Annotated in this window: 20 protein-coding genes and 1 pseudogene; 14 read left to right on the top strand and 7 right to left on the bottom strand. The window is 62.6% G+C overall.

What is annotated here, in order from left to right; translation table 11 throughout:
* The first annotated feature begins 3 nt into the window (after positions 1-3).
* The 4 genes from ACMGGG_RS09580 to ACMGGG_RS09565 are packed head-to-tail and all read left to right on the top strand — an operon-like array spanning position 4 to position 3,782.
* Positions 4-1,251 carry an NAD(P)/FAD-dependent oxidoreductase gene (locus ACMGGG_RS09580; protein WP_414155354.1) on the top strand — a complete coding sequence of 416 codons (1,248 nt, stop codon included), beginning with the start codon at positions 4-6 and terminating at the stop codon, positions 1,249-1,251.
* Positions 1,248-2,057 (top strand): DUF1365 domain-containing protein, encoded by an 810-nt coding sequence (locus ACMGGG_RS09575; protein ID WP_414155353.1) that lies wholly within the window; start codon positions 1,248-1,250, stop codon positions 2,055-2,057. The genes ACMGGG_RS09580 and ACMGGG_RS09575 overlap by 4 nt, the downstream gene beginning before the upstream one ends.
* Positions 2,032-3,294 carry a class I SAM-dependent methyltransferase gene (locus ACMGGG_RS09570; protein WP_414155352.1) on the top strand — a complete coding sequence of 421 codons (1,263 nt, stop codon included), beginning with the start codon at positions 2,032-2,034 and terminating at the stop codon, positions 3,292-3,294. Before ACMGGG_RS09575 ends, ACMGGG_RS09570 begins: the two co-directional genes overlap by 26 nt.
* Positions 3,294-3,782: a DUF2878 domain-containing protein gene (locus tag ACMGGG_RS09565; protein ID WP_414155351.1), complete on the top strand. Its 489-nt coding sequence runs from the start codon at positions 3,294-3,296 to the stop codon at positions 3,780-3,782. The genes ACMGGG_RS09570 and ACMGGG_RS09565 overlap by 1 nt, the downstream gene beginning before the upstream one ends.
* Here ACMGGG_RS09565 and ACMGGG_RS09560 read toward each other — a convergent pair.
* Genes ACMGGG_RS09560 through ACMGGG_RS09540 form a run of 5 tightly spaced genes read right to left on the bottom strand, consistent with a single transcriptional unit; the run spans position 3,720 to position 6,811 of the window.
* A complete protein-coding gene (locus tag ACMGGG_RS09560) occupies positions 3,720-3,902 on the bottom strand; it encodes a DUF2256 domain-containing protein (protein WP_081255232.1) in 183 nt (60 codons plus the stop codon). The two genes, ACMGGG_RS09565 and ACMGGG_RS09560, sit on opposite strands and share 63 nt — an antisense overlap.
* Positions 3,899-5,425: a cryptochrome/photolyase family protein gene (locus ACMGGG_RS09555; protein WP_063544634.1), complete on the bottom strand. Its 1,527-nt coding sequence runs from the start codon at positions 5,423-5,425 to the stop codon at positions 3,899-3,901. Before ACMGGG_RS09555 ends, ACMGGG_RS09560 begins: the two co-directional genes overlap by 4 nt.
* A gap of 8 nt (positions 5,426-5,433) precedes the next feature.
* Entirely contained in the window at positions 5,434-5,739 is a 306-nt protein-coding gene (locus ACMGGG_RS09550) for a DUF6482 family protein (RefSeq protein WP_063544632.1), read from the bottom strand.
* Positions 5,736-6,272: a DUF3833 domain-containing protein gene (locus tag ACMGGG_RS09545; protein WP_063544630.1), complete on the bottom strand. Its 537-nt coding sequence runs from the start codon at positions 6,270-6,272 to the stop codon at positions 5,736-5,738. Before ACMGGG_RS09545 ends, ACMGGG_RS09550 begins: the two co-directional genes overlap by 4 nt.
* Before the next feature lie 2 nt (positions 6,273-6,274).
* The gene (locus tag ACMGGG_RS09540) at positions 6,275-6,811 is read right to left on the bottom strand and encodes a chalcone isomerase family protein (RefSeq protein WP_414155350.1); all 537 of its coding nucleotides are present in this window, start codon (positions 6,809-6,811) and stop codon (positions 6,275-6,277) included.
* Positions 6,812-7,024: 213 nt separating this feature from the next.
* On the opposite strand from ACMGGG_RS09540, the gene ACMGGG_RS09535 reads away from it, so the two are divergent.
* Both ACMGGG_RS09535 and ACMGGG_RS09530 read left to right on the top strand, forming a co-directional pair.
* Positions 7,025-7,252, top strand: coding sequence for a hypothetical protein (locus tag ACMGGG_RS09535; RefSeq protein WP_414155349.1), 228 nt, complete (start codon positions 7,025-7,027; stop codon positions 7,250-7,252).
* A gap of 76 nt (positions 7,253-7,328) precedes the next feature.
* Entirely contained in the window at positions 7,329-11,456 is a 4,128-nt protein-coding gene (locus ACMGGG_RS09530) for a CheR family methyltransferase (RefSeq protein ID WP_414155348.1), read from the top strand.
* 176 nt (positions 11,457-11,632) lie between these two features.
* Here the strand turns inward: ACMGGG_RS09530 and ACMGGG_RS09525 are convergent, their stop codons facing one another.
* Entirely contained in the window at positions 11,633-12,028 is a 396-nt protein-coding gene (locus ACMGGG_RS09525) for a low affinity iron permease family protein (RefSeq protein WP_054894636.1), read from the bottom strand.
* Between the two features lie 300 nt (positions 12,029-12,328).
* Here ACMGGG_RS09525 and ACMGGG_RS09520 point away from each other — a divergent pair, with 300 nt between their 5' ends.
* From ACMGGG_RS09520 to ACMGGG_RS09485, 8 genes and pseudogenes are all read left to right on the top strand, one after another.
* Positions 12,329-12,472 (top strand): hypothetical protein, encoded by a 144-nt coding sequence (locus ACMGGG_RS09520; protein ID WP_153774704.1) that lies wholly within the window; start codon positions 12,329-12,331, stop codon positions 12,470-12,472.
* Positions 12,473-12,546: 74 nt separating this feature from the next.
* The gene (locus ACMGGG_RS09515; RefSeq protein ID WP_239502749.1) at positions 12,547-13,491 is read left to right on the top strand and encodes a DUF72 domain-containing protein; all 945 of its coding nucleotides are present in this window, start codon (positions 12,547-12,549) and stop codon (positions 13,489-13,491) included.
* The gene (locus ACMGGG_RS09510) at positions 13,488-14,261 is read left to right on the top strand and encodes an endonuclease/exonuclease/phosphatase family protein (RefSeq protein WP_112898062.1); all 774 of its coding nucleotides are present in this window, start codon (positions 13,488-13,490) and stop codon (positions 14,259-14,261) included. Before ACMGGG_RS09515 ends, ACMGGG_RS09510 begins: the two co-directional genes overlap by 4 nt.
* Positions 14,258-15,460 (top strand): cardiolipin synthase ClsB, encoded by a 1,203-nt coding sequence (clsB, locus tag ACMGGG_RS09505; RefSeq protein ID WP_414155347.1) that lies wholly within the window; start codon positions 14,258-14,260, stop codon positions 15,458-15,460. The genes ACMGGG_RS09510 and clsB overlap by 4 nt, the downstream gene beginning before the upstream one ends.
* Positions 15,460-16,419, top strand: coding sequence for a lysylphosphatidylglycerol synthase domain-containing protein (locus ACMGGG_RS09500; RefSeq protein WP_414155346.1), 960 nt, complete (start codon positions 15,460-15,462; stop codon positions 16,417-16,419). Before clsB ends, ACMGGG_RS09500 begins: the two co-directional genes overlap by 1 nt.
* A 27-nt stretch (positions 16,420-16,446) precedes the next feature.
* Positions 16,447-16,875 (top strand): hypothetical protein, encoded by a 429-nt coding sequence (locus ACMGGG_RS09495; RefSeq protein ID WP_414155345.1) that lies wholly within the window; start codon positions 16,447-16,449, stop codon positions 16,873-16,875.
* A gap of 17 nt (positions 16,876-16,892) precedes the next feature.
* The gene (locus ACMGGG_RS09490; protein ID WP_414155344.1) at positions 16,893-17,270 is read left to right on the top strand and encodes a Rho termination factor N-terminal domain-containing protein; all 378 of its coding nucleotides are present in this window, start codon (positions 16,893-16,895) and stop codon (positions 17,268-17,270) included.
* A gap of 2,183 nt (positions 17,271-19,453) precedes the next feature.
* Positions 19,454-19,562, top strand: a pseudogene (locus ACMGGG_RS09485) (transposase domain-containing protein); the annotation flags it as partial.
* Here the strand turns inward: ACMGGG_RS09485 and ACMGGG_RS09480 are convergent.
* Complete coding sequence (locus tag ACMGGG_RS09480; RefSeq protein WP_054895655.1) at positions 19,556-20,140, bottom strand: isochorismatase family protein; 585 nt, start codon at positions 20,138-20,140, stop codon at positions 19,556-19,558. The pseudogene ACMGGG_RS09485 and the gene ACMGGG_RS09480 sit on opposite strands and share 7 nt — an antisense overlap.
* Positions 20,141-20,937 lie beyond the last annotated feature (797 nt).

Raw genomic sequence — 20,937 nt, 5'->3', positions numbered from 1 at the left:
TTCATGCGTATAGCAATCATCGGCAGCGGCATCGCCGGGCTGACCTGCGCCCATCTGCTGTCACGCAACCACCAGGTCACGGTTTTCGAAGCCGAGCGCTGGATCGGTGGCCACACCCACACCCTCGATGTGCTCTGGAAGGGCCAGCGCCATGCAATAGACACCGGCTTCATCGTGTTCAACGACTGGACCTACCCCAACTTCATTCGACTGCTCGACCAGCTCAAGGTCACCTCACAGCCCACCGAAATGAGTTTTTCCGTGCATGACCCGGCCACAGGCCTCGAGTACAACGGCCACGACCTGAACACACTGTTCGCACAACGCCGCAACCTGATTTCTCCAGGGTTCTGGGGAATGCTGCGGGATATTCTGCGCTTCAACCGCCAGGCACTGTCCGACCTGGACAACCAGCGTATCGATGCCAGCACCACGCTGGGTAGCTACCTTCAGGCACAGGGCTATGGGCAGCGCTTCATCGACCACTACATCGTGCCGATGGGATCGGCCATCTGGTCGATGTCCCGCGCCGACATGCTCCACTTCCCCCTCGCGTTCTTCGTCCGCTTCTGTCGCAACCACGGCTTGCTGTCGGTCAACCACCGTCCACAGTGGCGGGTCATCAACGGTGGTTCGAGCAGCTACATCGCGCCACTGTGCCGCCCCTTCGCTGAGCACATCCGCCTTGACTGCAAGGTTCACCGGGTCAGCCGCGACGAAGGTGGGGTAACCGTGGTGAGCGCGGCCGGCACCGAACGCTTCGACAATGTGGTGTTTGCCTGCCATAGCGACCAGGCCCTGGCAATGCTGGAAAGCCCCAGCGCACAGGAGCGTGCCGTGCTCGGGGCCATCGGCTACGCCAGTAACGACGTCGTACTGCACACCGACACCCGCCTGCTGCCGCGCCGCAAGCGCGCCTGGGCGAGCTGGAACTACCGCCTGGGAGGCCCACAGCAGGCTCCCGCCGCGCTGACCTACAACATGAATATCCTGCAAGGTATTCAGGCACCGACCACCTTCTGCGTGAGCCTCAACCAGACCGCATTGATAGACCCTGCGCAGGTGATTGCCCGCTTTCAGTACGCCCATCCTCAATACAGCCTCGCGGCATCCGCGGCGCAGGCTCGGCAGTCAGAGCTGCAAGGTCAGCAGCACAGCTACTTCTGTGGTGCCTACTGGGGAAATGGCTTTCACGAGGACGGTGTGGTCAGTGCGCTGAAGGTGGCCGCGCATTTCGGGGTGCAACTGTGAACAGCAGCCTTTGCCTGGGCTGGATCAGCCACCATCGCCTGACGCCGCGCGCCCACGCGTTCCGCTATCGAACAGGCATGTTCTACCTGGATCTGGACGAGCAAACCTGGCTGATGAGCCTGTCACGCTGGCTAGGGCGCTGGCGACTGGCACCGCTCAGCTTTCGCCAGACCGACTACCTGCCAGCGCTGACCCAGCAGGGACACACGTTGGCACAGGCCGCGCGCTTGATCGTCCACCAAGCCACGGGGCATATGCCCGAAGGCCCGGTCCACCTGCTCACGCAATTGCGCTGCTGGGGGCTGTCGTTCAACCCGGTGAGTTTCTATTTCTGCCATGACCGGGACGCGAACCTGGCGGCGATCCTGCTGGAAGTACGAAACACCCCCTGGCGTGAACGCTTCCACTACGTGCTGCCGGTCCACGACAACCTCGGCACACCCTTCAAGGTGGCCAAGGCCTTCCATGTGTCGCCGTTCATGCCACTGGACATGGACTATCGCTTTAACTTCTCCCTGAATGCGCAACATATACGTATCCACATGGAGAACCACCAACACGAGCGCACGGTGTTCAAGGCAGACCTCGCCTTGCAGCGCCAGCCTTTGGACCGCACCAGTCTGCATCGATACATCCTGGCCTTCCCGTGGATGAGCCTGCGCACCCTCTCGGCTATCTACTGGCAAGCACTGCGCCTGCTGTTCAAACGCACCCCCATCCATGACCACACTGCCCGCCAGAATCACTTGGCGCTCGGCCACTCCTGCGAGGACACGAATGATGTCGAATCACACCCTGAGCGTTAGCAAGTTCGCCGGCCTTGCGCCGTTGCTCGGCGGTCTGGCACGAAGCGCCGTACTCGCCCGGATGGGCAAGCTGCGCCACGGTCACTTGCGCCTGCTGTGCCACGGCCAGCAGTGGAGTTTTGGCGATGCCGAGAGCCCGTTGCAGGCCGAAGTGGAGGTGCTCGATGACGCCACCTGGAGCCTGATCGCCGGCAATGGCTCGATCGGTGCCGGCGAAGCCTATATTCACGGCTACTGGCGCAGCCCGGACCTTGCACGGGTGACGCGCCTGTTCGTCGCCAACCTTGAAGTGCTCGACGCGCTCGAGGGCGGCCTGGCACGCCTCGGCCGCCCTGCCCTGCGGCTGTTGCACCAGCTCAACCGCAATAGCAAGCGCGGTTCCCGGCGTAACATTCTGGCGCACTACGACCTCGGCAACGCCCTGTTCGAGCGACTACTGGACCCCACCATGATGTATTCGGCAGCCCAGTTCGAGCATCCCGGGCAGACACTGGAACACGCACAGGTGCACAAGCTGGAGCGTATCTGCCAGAAACTTGAGCTATGCCCTGACGATCACCTGCTGGAAATTGGCTGCGGTTGGGGCTCCCTGGCGATTCACGCCGCCACCCGATACGGCTGCAAGGTCACCACCACCACGCTCTCCGAAGCGCAGTACAGCCATACCCTGGACCGCGTTCGGGCGCTGGGCCTGGAGCAGCGCATAACGGTACTTCGCGAGGACTACCGCGACCTGGAAGGCCGTTTCGACAAATTGGTTTCGATCGAGATGATCGAGGCGGTAGGCCATCGTTATCTGCCGGTGTACTTCCGCCAGTGCGCCGCGCTGCTCAAGCCCGATGGCCTGATGCTGCTGCAAGCCATCACCATTCGCGACCAACGTTACGACCAGGCACGGCGCTCGGTGGACTTCATCCAGCGCTACATTTTCCCCGGAGGCGCCCTGCCTTCGCTGAGCGTGATGCTCGATACCGCCAGCCGGCACACCGCGCTGAACCTTGTACATATGGAAGATTTCGGCCAGGACTACGCCCTCACCCTGCAGCATTGGCGGGAAAATCTGCGCCAGGCACGCACAGCGCTGGCCGACCTGGGCTACGACGACATGTTCCAGCGCCTTTGGGAATTCTACTTGTGCTACTGCCAAGGCGGCTTCGAGGAGCGCGCCATCGGCGTTGCCCACCTGCTGTTGGCCGCGCCCCAGGCACGTCGTGCGCCCTTGCCAGGCCTTGCCTGATGCACGGCGGCAGGCTGGTCGCCAATGCCCTTTGGTTGCAGGTTGGCTGGTGGGCCTGCGTACTGGGTGCCGAACGGCCCTGGCTCTTGCTGCTGGTGATCCTCGGCCTGGGCGTGCACCTGCGCCTGCGCCGGGACGTCAGCGGCGAGTTCAAGGCGCTGTGGCGCGTTACCTTGGCCGGCTGCCTGCTCGATACGGTGCTGGGAGCGCTGGGGGTATTCGCGTTCGATGCCTGGCCGCTGCCACTGTGGCTGGCGCTGCTGTGGCTGGTGCTGGCCAGTGGCATGCGCCACAGCCTGGCATGGATCGCCAGGGACTGGCGGCTTGGTGCACTGCTAGGCGCGATCGGCGGCCCACTGGCTTACCTGGCGGGCGCCAGGCTGGCCGGGGTGGGATTGCCGTTGGGCACGCTGGAAACCGGCCTGCTACTGGCGCCCATCTGGGCCTTCACCTTGCCCCTGCTCTTGCGCCTGGCGGCGTGGCGCTGACCTGCGGCATCGCTCAGAGCAATAGCGCACCTCTTCCCAGCAGCGCGCCCAGCGCTTGCGCCAGTTGAACGGCCGGCCGCACACCACACAGACTTTGCTGGGCAACAGGCTCTTCTTCATATTGCCTGCCCGGCATCCAGTCGCGCCAACAACGACTGGCCGCGTTGCCACACGGCATCGCGACGGCTGGCCGACATGCCATCGAGCCCACGATAGGCCAGAGCCAGCCGCGGGTTAGCCGACAGCAAGGTGCGATGGCGAATGAGAAAATGCCAGTACAGAGCATTGAACGGGCAAGCATCCTCCTCGGTTACCTGACCAACCCTGTAACTGCAGGACGCGCAATGGTCGGACATGCGCTGGATGTACCGACCACTCGCACAATAGGGCTTGGAGCCCAGGTAGCCACCGTCGGCATGCATCACCATGCCAAGCGTGTTGGGCAGCTCGACCCAGTCGAAGGCGTCCATGTAGACCGCCAGGTACCACTCACAAATCGCCGTTGGCACGATACCGGCCAGCAAGGCGAAGTTGCCGGTGATCATCAGCCGTTGGATATGGTGTGCGTAGCCCAGCCGCAAGGTCTGCCCGATGGCTTGCGCCATGCAGCGCATACGGGTTTGCCCGGTCCAGTAGAATTCCGGCAACGCGCGCTCGTTGCCCAGGTGATTGAGCCCGGCATATTCCGGCATGCGCAGCCAGTAGATCCCGCGCACATACTCGCGCCAGCCTATCAACTGGCGGATGAACCCCTCGGCTGCATTGAGCGGCACTCGCCGCTCGCGCCACGCCCTGTCGACGTCGTCACACAGGCAACGCACATCCAGTAGCCCGATGTTGAGCGCCGCACTGATGCGTGCATGAAACAGGTAAGGCTCGCCCTCGGCCATCGCATCCTGGTAGTCCCCGAAAGCCGCCAGGCCAAACTCCAGAAAGTGTTTCCAGAGCTGCTGGGCCTGGGCATGGGTTACTGGATAGTCGAAGCCGTCGGAGGCCCCGTAGTGATCGCTGAAGCGCTGCCCTACCAGCGCCTGTACCGCTGCTGTGATCTCGTCTTGCGCAAAATGCGCAGCGAATGGGCCACGTAGCTGACGCGGCAACGGCTTGCGATTGTCGGCATCGAAATTCCAGGCCCCACCTGCCGGGCTGCCATCGAGCTCCATCAGCAGGCCGGTACGCTTGCGCATGCCACGGTAGAAGTGCTCCATGCGCAGTTGGCGCCGCTCGCCGGCCCAGCGCGCAAAGGCTTCGCGCGAGCACAGAAAACGCCGGTCACGGTGCCACACCAGCGGCAACCCGGCATCACGCAATGCCTGCTCCAGACGCCACTCGCCGCACTCGGTCAGGTGGATCTGCGTAGCGCCCAAGGCCTGCTGCCAGCGACACAACTCGCCAACGATGCTGCCGCTGTTGCCTGCCGCATCGAGCTCGACATAGTGCACTTGCCAACCCCGCTCGCGCAGGCAGCGAGCGAAGTGCCGCATGGCGCTGAAGATCAGAACGATCTTCAGTGGATGGTGCGGCACGTACCGGGCCTCACCCTCCACCTCCGCCATCAAGATAGCGTCCCGGGCAGGATCGAGAGCGCTCAGGCTCGCCAGGTCGAACGACAGCTGGTCACCCAGCACCAGGCCCAGGCGCATCGTTTCGCCTACCACTGGCTGGCGAGCGTTATCGGGACGCGTAGTGGTTCGATGGGGCCGTCACGTTGCCCGCACATCTCATCATGTACAACGTGCTGCACCAGCGTGCAGGGCACGGCTGGCAGGCCCGTCAGCAACTGGCGTAGCTCGGTGGTGGAGCGCACGCGCAAGGGCTGCCCATGGGCATCGTTCAGAGTCACGGGGCCAGCGTCGGTCAAGGCACGCAGAAGGTAGAAGCCGCCCTCCAGCGACAGCAGTTCCAGCGCCTTCGCTTCGCCGGTCGAGACCCATTGAAACAGCGTGACCAGGTTCACGGCGTACCCTCCGGGAGGCGGCGGAAGAACAGGGTGATCTGGCCGATTTCCACGCCCAGCTTGCTCATACTCGAGCGATTGATCAGGGTGTCGTCATCCATCAGGTACATCCAGTCGTCCAGGTCCACTTGCCAGTTACGCCCATCGACAGGCAGGTCAAGCTGATAACGCCAGCGCAACGCGTTACCCGCCACTTCCCCCCTCGCCTCGCCAATGACGTCCCCCGCCGTTCCGCGCCAGCGGCCAGGGCCGTCGGGCACCAACCGCCAGGTGCGTTCCTGGCGGGTGCCATCGCTGTAGAGAAAATGTTCTTCGAGGATCAGATGCTCACCTTCACGACGGCTATCGATGCGCACATGAAAGCGCTTGACCACTTCACCGGAGCGCTTCTGGAACATCCCCCAGGCCTGTACCGGCCGCGAGAAGAACGCCATCAGGTCGAGCTTCGGCTGCTCCTGGGCATAGCGTTCGACCCCGACATTGCCACAGCTGCCCAGAAGCAGACACAACGCCAGCAACAGTGCTTTGTACATATTCAGCGTCCTCGTTCACTGCCAGTCAGCCCGAGCAGGCGCTGACGCAGTTGTGGGTCCCTGGCACGCGGATCGAGCCAGATGGCAAAGAATGCCCGGGCAAAGGCCGGGTCGTTGATTTCGCGGCTCAATTCACCCTCGACGTAAAAGCGGCACCCCTGCCCCGGCAGGTACAAGCCTGTAATTCGCATCCCGGGGCGCACGTCCACGAATGCCGCTTCGAGCGCCTGGGTCCAAGCCGGGCGTTGCTGTGGCGCGATGCCGCCAGCGTTGAGACGATCCATTTCCTCGAGGCTGGCCTGTACCAGCGTGTCCTTTGACAACGACCGGTGATAGAGAAGCTCGAGGGCGAACGGCCGGTTCCAGTCCAGCGCCGGCCCCAGCGTCCATAGCTGGGCGGTGTAAAGACGCAGGCCGAACCAAGTGAACTCACCGGCACCCAACCGCTGCGCTCCGGGCAACTGCGAGCGCCAGTCCGCCGTCGCCGAAAACGCAACGATCAGCAGGAACAGGCACGTCCAACGAGCAGGGTGAACCATATTGACCTCAAGCGCGGCCTAATACTGTACAAAGATAGCATGATGTACAGATATTCTATCTTCATGTACAGATTTTGCCATTTGTCCCCAGGCCACGGGCACAGTCGTTGGTCGCCGCCGAAATAGAAAAGAGCCATCCGGTCAAAACGTTCGCACTAATTTGCCTGCGCGGTAGTCATAGGTCTGAATACCACCTCGCCTACCGGAGCTCCCATGCCCATGACCCGCGCCTGCCAACAGCTCGCTCTGGAGCAGAATCGCCGGCTGTTCGCCAGCGCCTATGAACTCGACCGCGCAGCCTTTGCCCTACTCGAAGGCGTCGGGCTCGACGCCTTTGACTTCGACCATTACCAGGGGCTGCGGCGCAAGGCCGCCGAGCGTTATCAGGAGGCCATCGAGCATTTGGCCCTCATCGAGGGCAACCGCTCATCGCCAAAGTGAGCGCCAGCCTATAATCTGCGCCCAGTGCCCGGCGATTCGCCCCAGGCCATTTCCCGGTCCGTACAAGGCTGATGCCATGAAGTCGTCCAGCAAAACGTCCCTCGCCTCGCCGCACAACTCGGCGCTCAGCCCCAGCCACCTGGACTTCCCCGTGGTCGGCATCGGCGCCTCAGCCGGCGGCTTGGAGGCGATCCGTCGTTTCTTCCAGCACGCCCCGGACGACTCCGGCATGGCCTTCGTCGTCGTTCTACACCTCTCACCGGACCACCAGAGCCAGGCCGACCGGATCATCCAGGCTGTCACCCGCATGCCGGTACGCCAGGTCAGCGAGCCGGTGCCGATCGAACGCAACCATGTCTACGTGATCTCGCCGGCCAATCGCCTGTCCACCAACGACGGCTACCTGCGGGTAACCCCGGCCAAGCGCAGCCGCGGCGATCACGTGGCCATCGACCTGTTTTTTCGCGATCTGGCCGACGTGCACAAGGACCATGCGTTCTGCGTCGTGCTCTCGGGAACCGGTAGCGACGGCGCCGTAGGCCTGACGCGCATCAAGGAGCAAGGTGGCGTGACCCTGGTGCAGGCACCCGATGATGCCGAGTACCCCGACATGCCCCGTGCAGCGCTGGCCACCGGTATGGTCGACATGCTGCTGCCAGTGGCTGAAATGCCTGGGCGCCTGGTCGAGTTGTGGCGCACGGCGCGCCAGGTGAAACTGCCGGAAATCGAGGACGACAGCCTGCCGCCGCCACTGGGAGAGCGTGAAGGCGACCCGGCGGCAAGTGACCCGTTGCTGGATGAGATCCTGCTGACGCTGCAAGGCGATACCGGGCACGATTTCAGCCATTACAAGCGCGCCACCGTACTGCGCCGTCTCGAACGCCGCCTGCATGTCACCGGCCAGACAGAGCTGGCCGGCTACCTCGACTTCCTGCAACGCCATCCGGAGGAGTCGCGGGCACTGCTGGCCGACATGCTGATCGGAGTGACCAATTTCTTCCGCGACCGCGAAGCGTTCGAAGCGTTGCAGCGCCATGTCATGCCCGGCCTGGTCAACAAGGATGCCAGCGAAGAGTCCGCGCACGAGGTACGCCTCTGGTCAGCGGGCTGCTCCACCGGCGAGGAGGCCTACAGCCTGGCGATGTTGGTGACCGAACAGTTGGCGGTGGAACAGCGCAGTGCCCAGGTGCAGGTATTCGCCACCGACCTCGACGAACGCGCCATCGCTATCGGTCGCGCCGGCCGGTATCCGGATGCCATCGCCACCGACGTGTCACCGGCGCGCCTGCGCCAGTTCTTCATCAAGGAAGAACAGCACTTGCGGGTACGCAAGGAAATCAGGGAAAAGGTCCTGTTCGCCCGTCACAACCTGCTATCCGACCCGCCGTTCTCCCAGCTTGACCTGATCGTCTGCCGCAACCTGCTGATCTACCTGGACCGCGAGGTGCAGCGCGATATCCTGCGTCTGTTCCATTTCGCCCTGCGTCCAGGCGGCCATCTATTCCTTGGTAGCTCCGAGTCGACTGACCTTGCGGCCGAGCTGTTCGTCGCCGTGGACAAACGCAACCGTATCTTCCGCGCCCGAGAAGTGCCGACCACCAGCCATCCGCCGCGCCTGCAGGCCCCGGAGCCTGCGCTCGCGCCACCGGCCCGCGCGCGTAGCACTCGCCGATTGTCCTACGCCGAGATCCACCACCGCGCACTCGCCCGCTGCACGCCGCCCAGCCTGGTGGTCGATAGCGAGGGCAATATCCTGCACATGAGTGAAGGTGTCGGGCGCTTCCTGCGCCATGCGGGTGGCGAGCTCAGCCACAACCTGCTCAGCCTGATCATCGCGCCTTTGCGGCCGGCCCTGCGCAGTACCATGCTGCAAGCGCAAGGCAGCGGCCAGGCGGTGACCTCGCGCAGTGTCGCGGTCAACCTCGACGAACACCCCACTACCGTGCAAATCCTGATTCAGCCGCACCAGGACGACCCCAGTGGTACCGATTGCCTGCTGGTGGTGTTCCAGACGGTAGAAGTCGATAGCAGCGCCAGCACCAACGCAGCCGTCGAGCAGACCGAAGGCATGGTGTTGAGCAACCTGGAGCGCGAACTGCACCGCACGCGGCTGCAACTGCAGGAAACCATCGAGCAATCGGAGTTTTCCAGCCAGGAGTTGACCGCCTCCAACGAGGAAATGCAGGCGATCAACGAGGAACTGCGCTCGGCCAGCGAGGAACTGGAAACCAGCAAGGAGGAGCTGCAGTCGATCAACGAAGAGCTGCTGACGGTCAACTACGAGCTCAAGACCAAGGTCGAGGAGACCGACAAGGTCAACGACTACCTGAGCAACCTGATCGCCTCGACGGACATCGCCACGGTCTTCGTCGACCGTAACCTGTGCATCCGCTGGTTCACCCCACGGGCCACCGACATTTTCAGCATGCTGCCGGTGGACACCGGGCGCTCGCTACTCGATATCACCCATCGTCTCGACTACCCCGGCCTGGCCGACGACGCCCGTGCGGTGGTCGAGCGCGAGACCACCATCGAACGCGAGGTGGTCGGCCACAACCAGCACTGGTACCTGGCCCGCTTGCTGCCCTACCGGGCCAGCGAGCGCAATGTCGATGGCACCGTACTGACCTTCATCGACATCAGCCAGAGCCGCGCCGCGGAAGAACGCTTGCGCCAGGGCGAGGAACGCATGCGCCTGGTGGCCGAAAGCACCCATGACTTCGCCATCATCCTGCTTGACGAGCAAGGTCTGATCACCGACTGGAACACCGGCGCCGCGCTGATTTTCGGTTATGGCAAGGACGAGGTCCTCGGCCAGCACTATCAGCTGATCTTCACCGAACAGGATCAGGCCAGCGGTGTGCCGGAACACGAGCTGCGCAGCGCCCGCCTCCATGGCCGCGGCCAGGACGAGCGCTGGCACGTGCGCAAGGATGGCAGTCGCTTCTACTGCAGCGGCGAGGTCTCCCGCCTCAAGGGCAGCAGCCTGCGCGGCTACGTGAAGATCGCCCGCGACCTCACCGGCCACAAGCGCCTGCACGACGAGCAGAGCAAGCAACTGGCCGAGTCGCAGAGCAGCAGCCACATGAAGGACGAGTTCTTCGCCGTCATGTCCCACGAGCTCAAGCATCCCCTGAATCTGATCCAGCTCAACGCCGAGATCCTGCGCCGCTCGCCGGCGGTGAAGTCTGCCAGCGCCGCCAGCAAGGCTGTCGGGATCATCTGTGACGCAGTATCCAGTCAGGCGCGGATCATCGACGACCTGCTCGACGTCGCCCGCATCCGCACCGGCAAGCTCAAGCTCAAGACCCAGTTGATCGACCTGTGCGCAGTGCTACAGGGCATCCATGCGGTGGTGCTCAACGAGCAGCATCCTTGCACCGTGCGCCTGGCGTTGCCGGCCGATGGCGCGCCGGTCTACGTCGATGCCGATGGCACGCGGCTCGAACAGATCATCTGGAATCTGCTGAACAACGCCTTGAAATTCAGCCCCGCAGGCAGCGAGATTCGCGTGGCGCTCGCCAGGCGAGACACACAAGCCCATCTGGAAGTGATCGACCAGGGCGTGGGCCTGACCGCGGATAGCCTCGAGAGCGTTTTCGACCTGTTCACCCAGGCTGCCCCGCAGTCGTCCGGCAACCACCGCGACGGGCTGGGCATCGGCCTGTCGCTGGTGCGCCAGTTGGTCGAGGCCCATGGCGGGACGGTGGCGGCTTATTCTCCGGGGCTTGGTTGCGGCACCACCTTCACGGTCTCCCTGCCATTGACCGCACCCGAGCACCAGGCCCCGCCAGACGCGCCCGAGCAGCCCAGCGACGGCCGCCTGGACGGTATCAAGGTGCTGCTGGTAGACGATTCAAAGGAAATCCTCGAGGTCATGCAGCAGTTGCTGGAGATGGAAGGTGCGAACGTCGAGGCCTACAGCGACCCGCAAGCAGCGCTCGAGGCCGCCGCCGGCGGACGCTACGAGATCATCCTGTCCGATATCGGCATGCCGATAATGGACGGCCATGCCCTGATCAAGGCGCTACGGGGCCTGGAGCACCTGCGCTACACACCGGCCATTGCCCTGACCGGCTACGGCGCCAGCGCCGACCAGTACCGCTCACGCCAGTCAGGCTTCGATCGCCATCTGAACAAGCCGGTGGGCTATGACGAACTGGTCGAGGCCATAGAGACACTGTGCGGTTCGGTGCCCTATTGACCTGGCGCTGCGCCGTCAAAGCGCGGGCCACGGGCACCTGGCTGGATTCGCCGCCCAGTGTGGCGATGTTCATTCGCCCCTACTGCAGTGCCGTGGAACAGCGCTTTTAGAAGAGATCACGGAGTCGATCGGGTCAGTTAGGTGAATCATTTGACTGGCCCGGTCTTCTTCCAGGCTCAGTCAGACGTGTCCTTTTCCTGAGCATCACGGCTCGCTTTTGCCGAGTCGTGCTCACCCATCCGCTGGTAATGCTTGCGCAGCGCATGCAGTTCAGCCGGCCCCATGTCCTCAAGGTCCAGCAGCGCCTTGTGCGCCCGCTTGGTGGTGCGCAGCAGCTCGTCGATCTTAATGTGCAACTCGTCGTTGTCGCGGTTCTGGGTATTCTGGATCAGGAACACCATCAGGAAGGTGATGATGGTGGTAGAGGTGTTGATCACCAGTTGCCAGGTATCGTTGAAGTCAAACAACGGCCCGCTCACCCCCCAAACAATGATGAGCACTAGTGCGATGGCGAAGGTCATCGGACGTCCACTGCGGTTGGCCAACCATTGGGCAAATCGATCGAATTTCATGGTTTACCTCGATGTGTGCTCCTGCATGCGGTGGAGCCCCTTAGCACGGGCAAAGTTCCGGTTTTCTTCCCCCACCGGCGAGCGTGCTCGCGATGCAGGCCACGCGCAGTACTGCTGTTGTTCACCCGCTAAATGTTTGTCCCGCGGTCCTTCAGGCAATTGGTCTGGAAATCCGAGAATCTTTGCAGTGCGATGACTCGCGCCCTGGTCACAGCTGAACACAGGCGTTCCTGTGTTCGACCAGAGGTGACCCCTCATGGCTGACAAAAGCGACTGACCTACCTGCCCAGGAGACCGACCATGAGCGACCCCAATCATCCAGATCCTTATGTCGATGAAGTCCCACACGATCCCGGCGAGAAGATACCCGCGCCCGACCCGCAACAAGAGGCACCCGACTGGCCGGAAGGCCAGGTACCTCCAGAAGAACAATCCGATGGCTGAAGGCCCCGCGCTTTCCAGGTAACGCCACTCGTCAATCCTGCTGAACCCTCTCGATCCGCCACGGGTCGCTACTGATGAGTACATCAATCCAGGGGGCTGTGGTGAGCGAGATCCGCATTGGCATTTCCGGTTGGCGCTATGGCCCATGGCGCAAGGATTTCTACCCCAAGGGGCTGCGTCAGGACGACGAACTGGCGTTCGCCTCGCGGGCAGTCAACAGCATCGAGATCAATGGCTCGTTCTACGCGCTGCAGACCCCTGAACGCTACGAGCGCTGGCGTGACGAGACGCCCGACGATTTCGTGTTTTCGGTCAAGGCGCCACGCTATATCACCCATGTGCGCAGGCTTCGCGAGATCGACGAAGCGCTGGCCAACTTCTTCGCCTCGGGCCCCTTGCTGCTGGGTGACAAGCTTGGGCCTTTTCTCTGGCAGTTTCCCCCAAACCTGAAATTCGACGTGCAGCGGTTCAGCGATTTTCTCGCCAAGCTCCCACATGACCGCTCGGCCGCCCGCCGCATTGCCCGAGACGCCGCCGAGCGCCTGCAAGGCAGCGGTGGGACTGCCATCAAGGGCAACGCACGCCTGCGCCACGCCGTGGAAATCCGCCACCCCAGCTTCCTTTGCGACACCTTCATCGACCTGTTGCGCAAACACAAGGTCGCCTTGGTGGTCGCCGACAGCGCGGGCAAATGGCCTTATGTCGAGGAGGTCACGGCCGACTTCATGTACCTGCGCCTGCATGGCGATGTCGAGCTCTACAGCAGCGGCTATACCGCCAGCGCGCTGCGCCGCTGGCGCATGCGTATCCAGGCCTGGGCGGCAGGCGGTCAGCCGGAGGATGCCCAGCGCGTCGTGCGTCGCGCGCCGGCAAAACGTGCCTCCCGTGACGTGTACTGCTACTTCGACAATGACCAGAAGGTGCATGCCCCTTACGATGCCCGCCGCCTGCTGGGCAAGCTCGGCCTTGACGGCGAGCTGGTGACCGAGCCCGGCGTCGAACCGCAGGAGTCGCTATGAACGGAACCTTGCCCGCCCCACGCTGCATCATCGACAAGGTGACCGCCGTGCACCGCCTGACGGTGCTGACCCTCAACGTGCATAAGGGCTTCACCCTGTTCAATCGCCGTTTCATCCTGCCGGAACTGCGCGAGGCGGTGCGCGCGACCGGGGCCGACCTGGTGTTCCTGCAGGAAGTACACGGCAGCCATCAGCAACATGCCGAGCGCCACCCGACCTGGCCGACGGCACCTCAGTACGAATTCCTCGCCGACAGCATGTGGCCGCAGTTCGCCTACGGACGCAACGCGGTCTATCCCCATGGCGACCATGGCAATGCCCTCCTGTCCAAATTTCCGATCCGCGCCCACGATAACCTTGACGTCACGATCCGCGGCAACGAGGAGCGCGGCCTGCTGCATTGCCAGCTCGAAGTGCCGGGCCACGAGCAGGTGCACGCGATCTGCGTGCACCTCGGGCTGCGCGAGGAGCACCGGCAGCAACAGGTCGACCTGCTGCTGGCGTTGCTGGACAGCCTGCCCTCGGACGAGCCGGTTATCGTCGCAGGTGACTTCAACGACTGGCGCCTGAAAGCGGATGTGCGGCTCTCGGGGCATCTGGTCGAAGCCTTCGGCAAGCCGGCGCGCAGCTTTCCCGCGCGCCTGCCGCTGCTGCGCCTGGACCGCATCTACCTGCGCAACGCACAAGCCAGCGACGCCCGGGTACTGTCCAGATACCCGTGGTCACACCTCTCCGACCATGCCCCGCTGGTCGCGCAGGTGACGCTATGAAGCTGCCCTGGAGCGAAGGCAATCACGTCCAGTTGCTGGTCAACGGCGAGCAGTACTATCCGCGCGTGCTCGAGGCCATGGCTCAGGCTCGTGAGGAAATACTGCTCGAGACCTTCATCATCTACGACGACAAGGTCGGCCAGGCCTTGCGCCAGGCCCTGATCGACGCCGCTCGGCGCGGGGTAAGGGTCGAAGTCGCCGTGGACGGTTACGGCACCGCCGACCTGCCCGACGCATTCATCGCCTCGATGACCGAGGCCGGGGTCCGTTTCCATTCGTTCGATCCGCAACCACGATTGGCCGGCATGCGCACCAACCTGTTCCGTCGCCTGCACCGCAAGATCCTGGTGATCGACGGACAACGCGCGTTCATCGGCGGTATCAACTACAGCGCCGACCACCTCGGTGATTTCGGCCCACAAGCCAAGCAGGACTACGCCGTGGAGGTCGTCGGCCCGGTAGTGGGCCAGGTGCACGCGTCCTCCTGCCGAATGCTCGCCCCCGTGCTGGATGCCGCCAGCCGAGTCCAGCCGAACAACATCGCCGCAGGCCCGGCCAGCGCCGTGCTGGTGGAGCGCGACAACCGGCGCCACCGCACCGATATCGAGGTCTGTTATCTGCAAGCCCTGCGCGAAGCCAGGCAACGTATCGTCGTGGCCAACGCCTACTTCTTCCCCGGCTACCGCCTGCTGCGCGAATTGCGCAACGCCGCTCGGCGCGGGGTCGAGGTGACCCTGATCCTTCAGGGGCAACCGGATATGCGCTGGGTCCGCGCACTCTCCCGGCTGCTCTACAACTACCTGTTGCGTGACGAGGTGCGCATCTACGAATACTGCCAGCGCCCGCTGCACGGCAAGGTAGCGTTGGTGGACGACGAGTGGACCACGGTGGGCTCGAGCAACCTCGACCCACTAAGCCTGTCGTTCAACCTCGAAGCCAACCTGCTGATCCGCGACCGGGCGTTCAACGAAATGCTCTACCAACACTTGAGCGAACTGACCCGCGAACACTGCAAGGCCGTGACGCTGGAGCGCATGGTGCGCGGTTACTGGTGGCGTGCCCCCTTGATCTTCCTGGGCTTCCATATCACCCGCTATTTCCCGCGTATCGCCGGCTGGTTCCCTGCACACCGGCAACGCCTGCAGTCGCTGCAAAGCGAAAGCGAGGCTCCGGCCGACTACCAAGAGGGCAAGACCTGATGGCCACGCCACGCTGGAAGACCTGGGGCAAACCCCTGCTGACCGTGCTGTTCATGGTATTGATCCCGGTGCTGCTATTCACCCTGGCGCGCAACCTGGACTGGAACGAAGTCAGCCAGTCGCTGCGGGCCTACCGGCCCTCGACGTTGGTCCTGGGGTTGCTGCTGGCGCTGTGCAGCTACCTGGTGTTCGCCAGCTACGACCTGCTCGCCCGCGCCTATACCGGCCACCGCCTGCCAGCTCGGCAGGTGCTGCCGGTGGCATTCGTCTGCTATGCGTTCAACCTCAACTTCACCACCTGGGTCGGTGGCGTGGCCCTGCGCTATCGGCTGTATGGCAGGCTGGGCCTGGATACCCCGACCATCACCCGCATCCTCACCCTGGGCCTGTTGACCAACTGGATGGGCTACCTGCTGTTGGCCGGCACCGTATTCGCCTTGGGCCTGGTCAAGCTGCCGGAGAACTGGACGGTAGGCGCTGGCGGCCTGCGGCTGATCGGCGTGTTGATGGTCGTGGTCGCGTTGGCCTACCTCTTCGCCTGTGCCTTCGCCAAGCGGCGCACGTGGGACCTGCGCGGGCATGAAGTCACCCTGCCGAGTCTGCGCCTGGCGTTGTGCCAGGTGGCCCTGGGTGCAAGCAACTGGGCGTTGATGGCGGCGTTGATCCATCTGCTGCTGCCACCGGAGCTGTTCTATCCCTCGGTGCTGGGTGTGTTGCTGATCAGTTGCGTGGCGGGCGTGGTCGCCCATATTCCCGCCGGGCTTGGGGTGCTGGAGGCCGTTTTCCTGGCCCTGCTCCATGGCCAGCTCGGCCAGGGCACGCTGGTGGCCGCGTTGCTGGGTTATCGAACCTTGTACTACCTGATCCCGCTGCTGTTGGCGGTGGTCACCTACCTGATCCTCGAGAAACGCGCCAAGGCCTTGCGCCGACAGGTCGAGCCAGCCCTCGACAAGCGCTGATGGGCCGTGGGGCCCGGGAGGTACATCATGCGGATCGTTCCATGTATTGCACTGCTGGCCACCCTGGCCAGCGGCCAGGCAATGGCCGAAGGCTGCGACGTGGTCACGCGCTCATCCAGCGAGGCGGTCAACCCGGTGCAGCAGCATACCTGCTACAGCTACGCCAACATGCCGGCCGAAGCGATTGCCTGGTCGTGCAGCAATGAAAGCAAGGAGATGCTCAACAGCCAGAAACGCCGAGTCGAGCGTTGCGCCGACGGCAGCGTCGGCAGCTGCATCGCACCGCTGACCCAGGAAACCCTGGCCAACCCCGATGCCGCGGGGCGCAGCGAGCCTTCCACCCGCCCCACCGTGCCCAAGGACGCGCGGATCATCACCTACTACTACGACACCCCCAGCCTGGGCCAGGCGCGTAGCGATTGCGAACGCAGCAACGGTGTCTGGCAGACCCACTGACGTAGAGGAGAACGACCATGCCACGTGGAGAAAAAGACAAGTACACCGATAAACAGAAACGCAAGGCCGAGCATATCGAACAGAGCTACGAGGCCAAGGGCGTGTCCAAGGACGAAGCCGAAGCCCGCGCCTGGGCCACGGTCAACAAGCAGTCCGGAGGGGGTGAGCGCAAAGGCGGTTCGGGGCAACGGAAAAGCCCGACGGCCAAGGCCACGGCACGGGAGTCCTCGGCCCGGCGTGCTGTCGCGACGAAGCATGGCGTGCCCCGTTCCGGACAACAGCTGGAGGACATGACCAAGGCCGAGTTGATGGACCGTGCGCGTAAACAGCACATTGCCGGTCGCTCGACCATGCGCAAGGGAGAGTTGATCGAGGCCTTACGCAAAGTGGCTTGAGCCGCACCGGCGTCCTTACAGGGCAATCTCAGTGCTGTTGCTGATCAAGAATCCAGCGTCATACCCCACTAGCGACAGCTGCGTCAGCCCAGTCACCGCCCGCACCTCCGCGACTTCAGGAGGCCGAACGCAGGACTTGCGAAGGGAGGTGACGGGCATGGATGCCCGTCAAGCGCTGGGGCCCAGGATGGGCCCTGCAGCGCGGTCCTCCCGGGAGCAAGGCCGGAGTGAGGGAACCCGGAGCGAAGCGCAGGGCCGGATGAATGGAGCGCAGCGTTTTTTGGTTACTTTTTGTCGCGTCTGACAAAAAGTGACTCGCCGTAAGGGCGAAAAGGTGACTAAGCGTCAACCTCGCAAACGGATATGCTCACAACTGTAAAAACCCACCCCTCCAGCATTCAACTTTCAAAGTGTGTGTTTTGAAAGTTATAAACACATTCATTTACGAGGGAGACGCAGAGTCACCTTTTCGCCTTTACGGCGACCTTCTTTTGCACGCGGGCAAAAGAAGGCAAAAACCGCTAGCTCCATTCATCCGGCCCCTACGCTTCGCTCCGGGGTTCCCTCGCTCCGTTCTTGCTCCCGGGAGGACCGCGCTGAACGCCCCCTCCTGGGGCGCAGCGCTTGACGGGCATCCCTGCCCGTCACCTCCCTCCGCAAGAACTCCACTCGGCCTCCTGAAGTCGCGATTGGCGGCGCCTGATCCATCGTGCGCTTAGAAGCCTTACGCAAAATGGCTTGAGCCGCGCCTGCGTCCTTACAAGGCAATCTCAATGCCGTTGCCATTGCCGATCAAGAATTCAGCCTCATACCTCACGAGCGACAGCTACGCCAGCCCAGGCACCGCCCGTACCTCCGCGACTTCAGGAGGCCGAACGCAGGACTTGCGGAGGGAGGTGACGGGCATGGATGCCCGTCAAGCGCTGGGGCCCAGGATGGGCCCTGCAGCGCGGTCCTCCCGGGAGCAAGGCCGGAGTGAGGGAACCCGGAGCGAAGCGCAGGGCCGGATGAATGGAGCGCAGCGTTTTTTGGTTACTTTTTGTCGCGTCTGACAAAAAGTGACTCGCCGTAAGGGCGAAAAGGTGACTAAGCGTCACCCTCGCGAACGGATATGCCCACAACTGTAAAAACTCACCCCTCTAGCATTCCACTTTCAGAGTGTGTGTTTTGAAAGTTATAAGCACCTTCATTTACGAGGGAGACGCAGAGTCACCTTTTCGCCTTTACGGCGACCTTCTTTTGCACGCGGGCAAAAGAAGGCAAAAACCGCTAGCTCCATTCATCCGGCCCCTACGCTTCGCTCCGGGGTCCCCTCGTTCCGTTCTTGCTCCCGGGAGGACCGCGCTGAACGCCCCCTCCTGGGGCGCAGCGCTTGACGGGCATCCCTGCCCGTCACCTCCCTCCGCAAGAACTCCACTCGGCCTCCTGAAGTCGCGATTGGCGGCGCCTGATCCATCGCGCGCTTAGAAGCAAGATCAAGAGCATCCAGCCTCATACCCCACGAGCGACAGCTACGCCAGCCCAGGCACCACCCGTACCTCCGCGACTTCAGGAGGCCGAACGCAGGACTTGCGGAGGGAGGTGACGGGCATGGATGCCCGTCAAGCGCTGGGGCCCAGGATGGGCCCTGCAGCGCGGTCCTCCCGGGAGCAAGGCCGGAGTGAGGGAACCCGGAGCGAAGCGCAGGGCCGGATGAATGGAGCGCAGCGTTTTTTGGTTACTTTTTGTCGCGTCTGACAAAAAGTGACTCGCCGTAAGGGCGAAAAGGTGACTAAGCGTCACCCTCGCGAACGGATATGCCCACAACTGTAAAAACTCACCCCTCTAGCATTCAACTTTCAAAGTGTGTGTTTTGAAAGTTATAAACACATTCATTTACGAGGGAGACGCAGAGTCACCTTTTCGTCTTTACGGCGACCTTCTTTTGCACGCGGGCAAAAGAAGGCAAAAACCGCTAGCTCCATTCATCCGGCCCCTACGCTTCGCTCCGGGGTCCCCTCGTTCCGTTCTTGCTCCCGGGAGGACCGTGCTGAACGCCCCCTCCTGGGGCGCAGCGCTTGACGGGCATCCCTGCCCGTCACCTCCCTCCGCAAGAACTCCACTCGGCCTCCTGAAGTCGCGATTGGCGGCGCCTGATCCATCGCGCGCTTAGAAGCAAGATCAAGAGCATCCAGCCTCATACCTCAGCGCGCATGAATGGGCACGATCCGTACGCCTATCTCAAGGACGTTCTGATGCGGCTGCCGACCCCGCGGGGCCAGTAAAATCGGGCACTTGCTACCGCATCAGTGGGGGCCTGCCGCTACTTTCATAGGCAGAGCTGTGATCACATCATCTGATGACATGACCTGGGCATATTCGGTGCCCAGTATGGCCAAGGTCAGCTCATAAACGGTTGAGGCGTCCCAACACGTTCCTTGCGGCCCGATTACGGGTACAGCAGTCGTGGCATCCGCAGGAAGAATAATTTCGTACCCAAGCGCTTTCCCGGCTCGAATAGTGGCATCCATGCTGTTATGAACCACAACACCGGTCAACACAATGCGTTTTACTTGCATGCTTTTGAGAATGGCATCCAATTGAGTTCCTATGAATGCGCAGTTCTCATGTTTGATGATGACAATCTCGCCCTCTATCGGAGCCACTTCTTTCTTGATCCCATTCCAAGGGCCATGAACGTGATAGCTGGAGGTGGGATTCTCTTCATCATGCTTCACATGAAGGACAGGCCAGCCATTTGATCGCCAGTGCCGCAGAAGGCGTTGGATTACGGACAAATAGCCAGGGTGGCTTTTACCATTCCAAACAGGCTGATCGATAGCATCCTGAACATCGAGGATAATCAGGGGGATGCTCGGCGTATCCTTCATGTGGGGTCGTCTCCTTACGTTGGACACTTAGTGTGCTGCAACGTCTTCCAGTCAACAAGCAGCGCAGTCTCGCTAGGGTGCCGGAGCTGACAAAGAGGCCACTAAGGACGGGTTGCTACTCCGTAGGTGGATTCCGGCCCAGCTCACGCAAGGTGAGTTGGGCGGACGCTTACATACCTCATGAGCGACAGCTACGTCAGCCCAGACACCGCCCGTACCTCAGCGACTTCAGGAGGCCGGAGTGAGGGGACCCGGAGCGAAGCGTAGGGCCGGATGATTGGAACGCAGCGTTTTTTGGTTACTTTTTGTCGCGTCTGACAAAAGTGACTCGCCGTAAGGGCGAAAAGGTGACTAAGCGTCACCCTCGCGAACGGATATGCTCACAACTGTAAAAACCCACCCCTCTAGCATTCAATTTTCAAAGTGTGTGTTTTGAAACTTATAAACACATTCATTTACGAGGGAGACGCAGAGTCACCTTTTCGCCTTTACGGCGACCTTCTTTTGCACGCGGGCAAAAGAAGGCAAAAACCGCTAGCTCCATTCATCCGGCCCCTACGCTTCGCTCCGGGGTTCCCTCGTTCCGTCCTTGCTCCCGGGAGGACCGCGCTGAACGCCCCCTCCTGGGGCGCAGCGCTTGACGGGCATCCCTGCCCGTCACCTCCCTCCGCAAGAACTCCACTCGGCCTCCTGAAGTCGCGATTGGCGGTGCCTGATCCATCGCGCACTTAGAAGCAAGATCAAGAGCATCCAGCCTCATACCCCACGAGCGACAGCTACGCCAGCCCAGGCACCGC

This window comes from Pseudomonas sp. BNK-44-b (assembly GCF_047456245.1).
GTDB lineage: Bacteria > Pseudomonadota > Gammaproteobacteria > Pseudomonadales > Pseudomonadaceae > Aquipseudomonas > Aquipseudomonas machongensis.
This window is presented reverse-complemented; position numbering and strand designations above follow the sequence as displayed.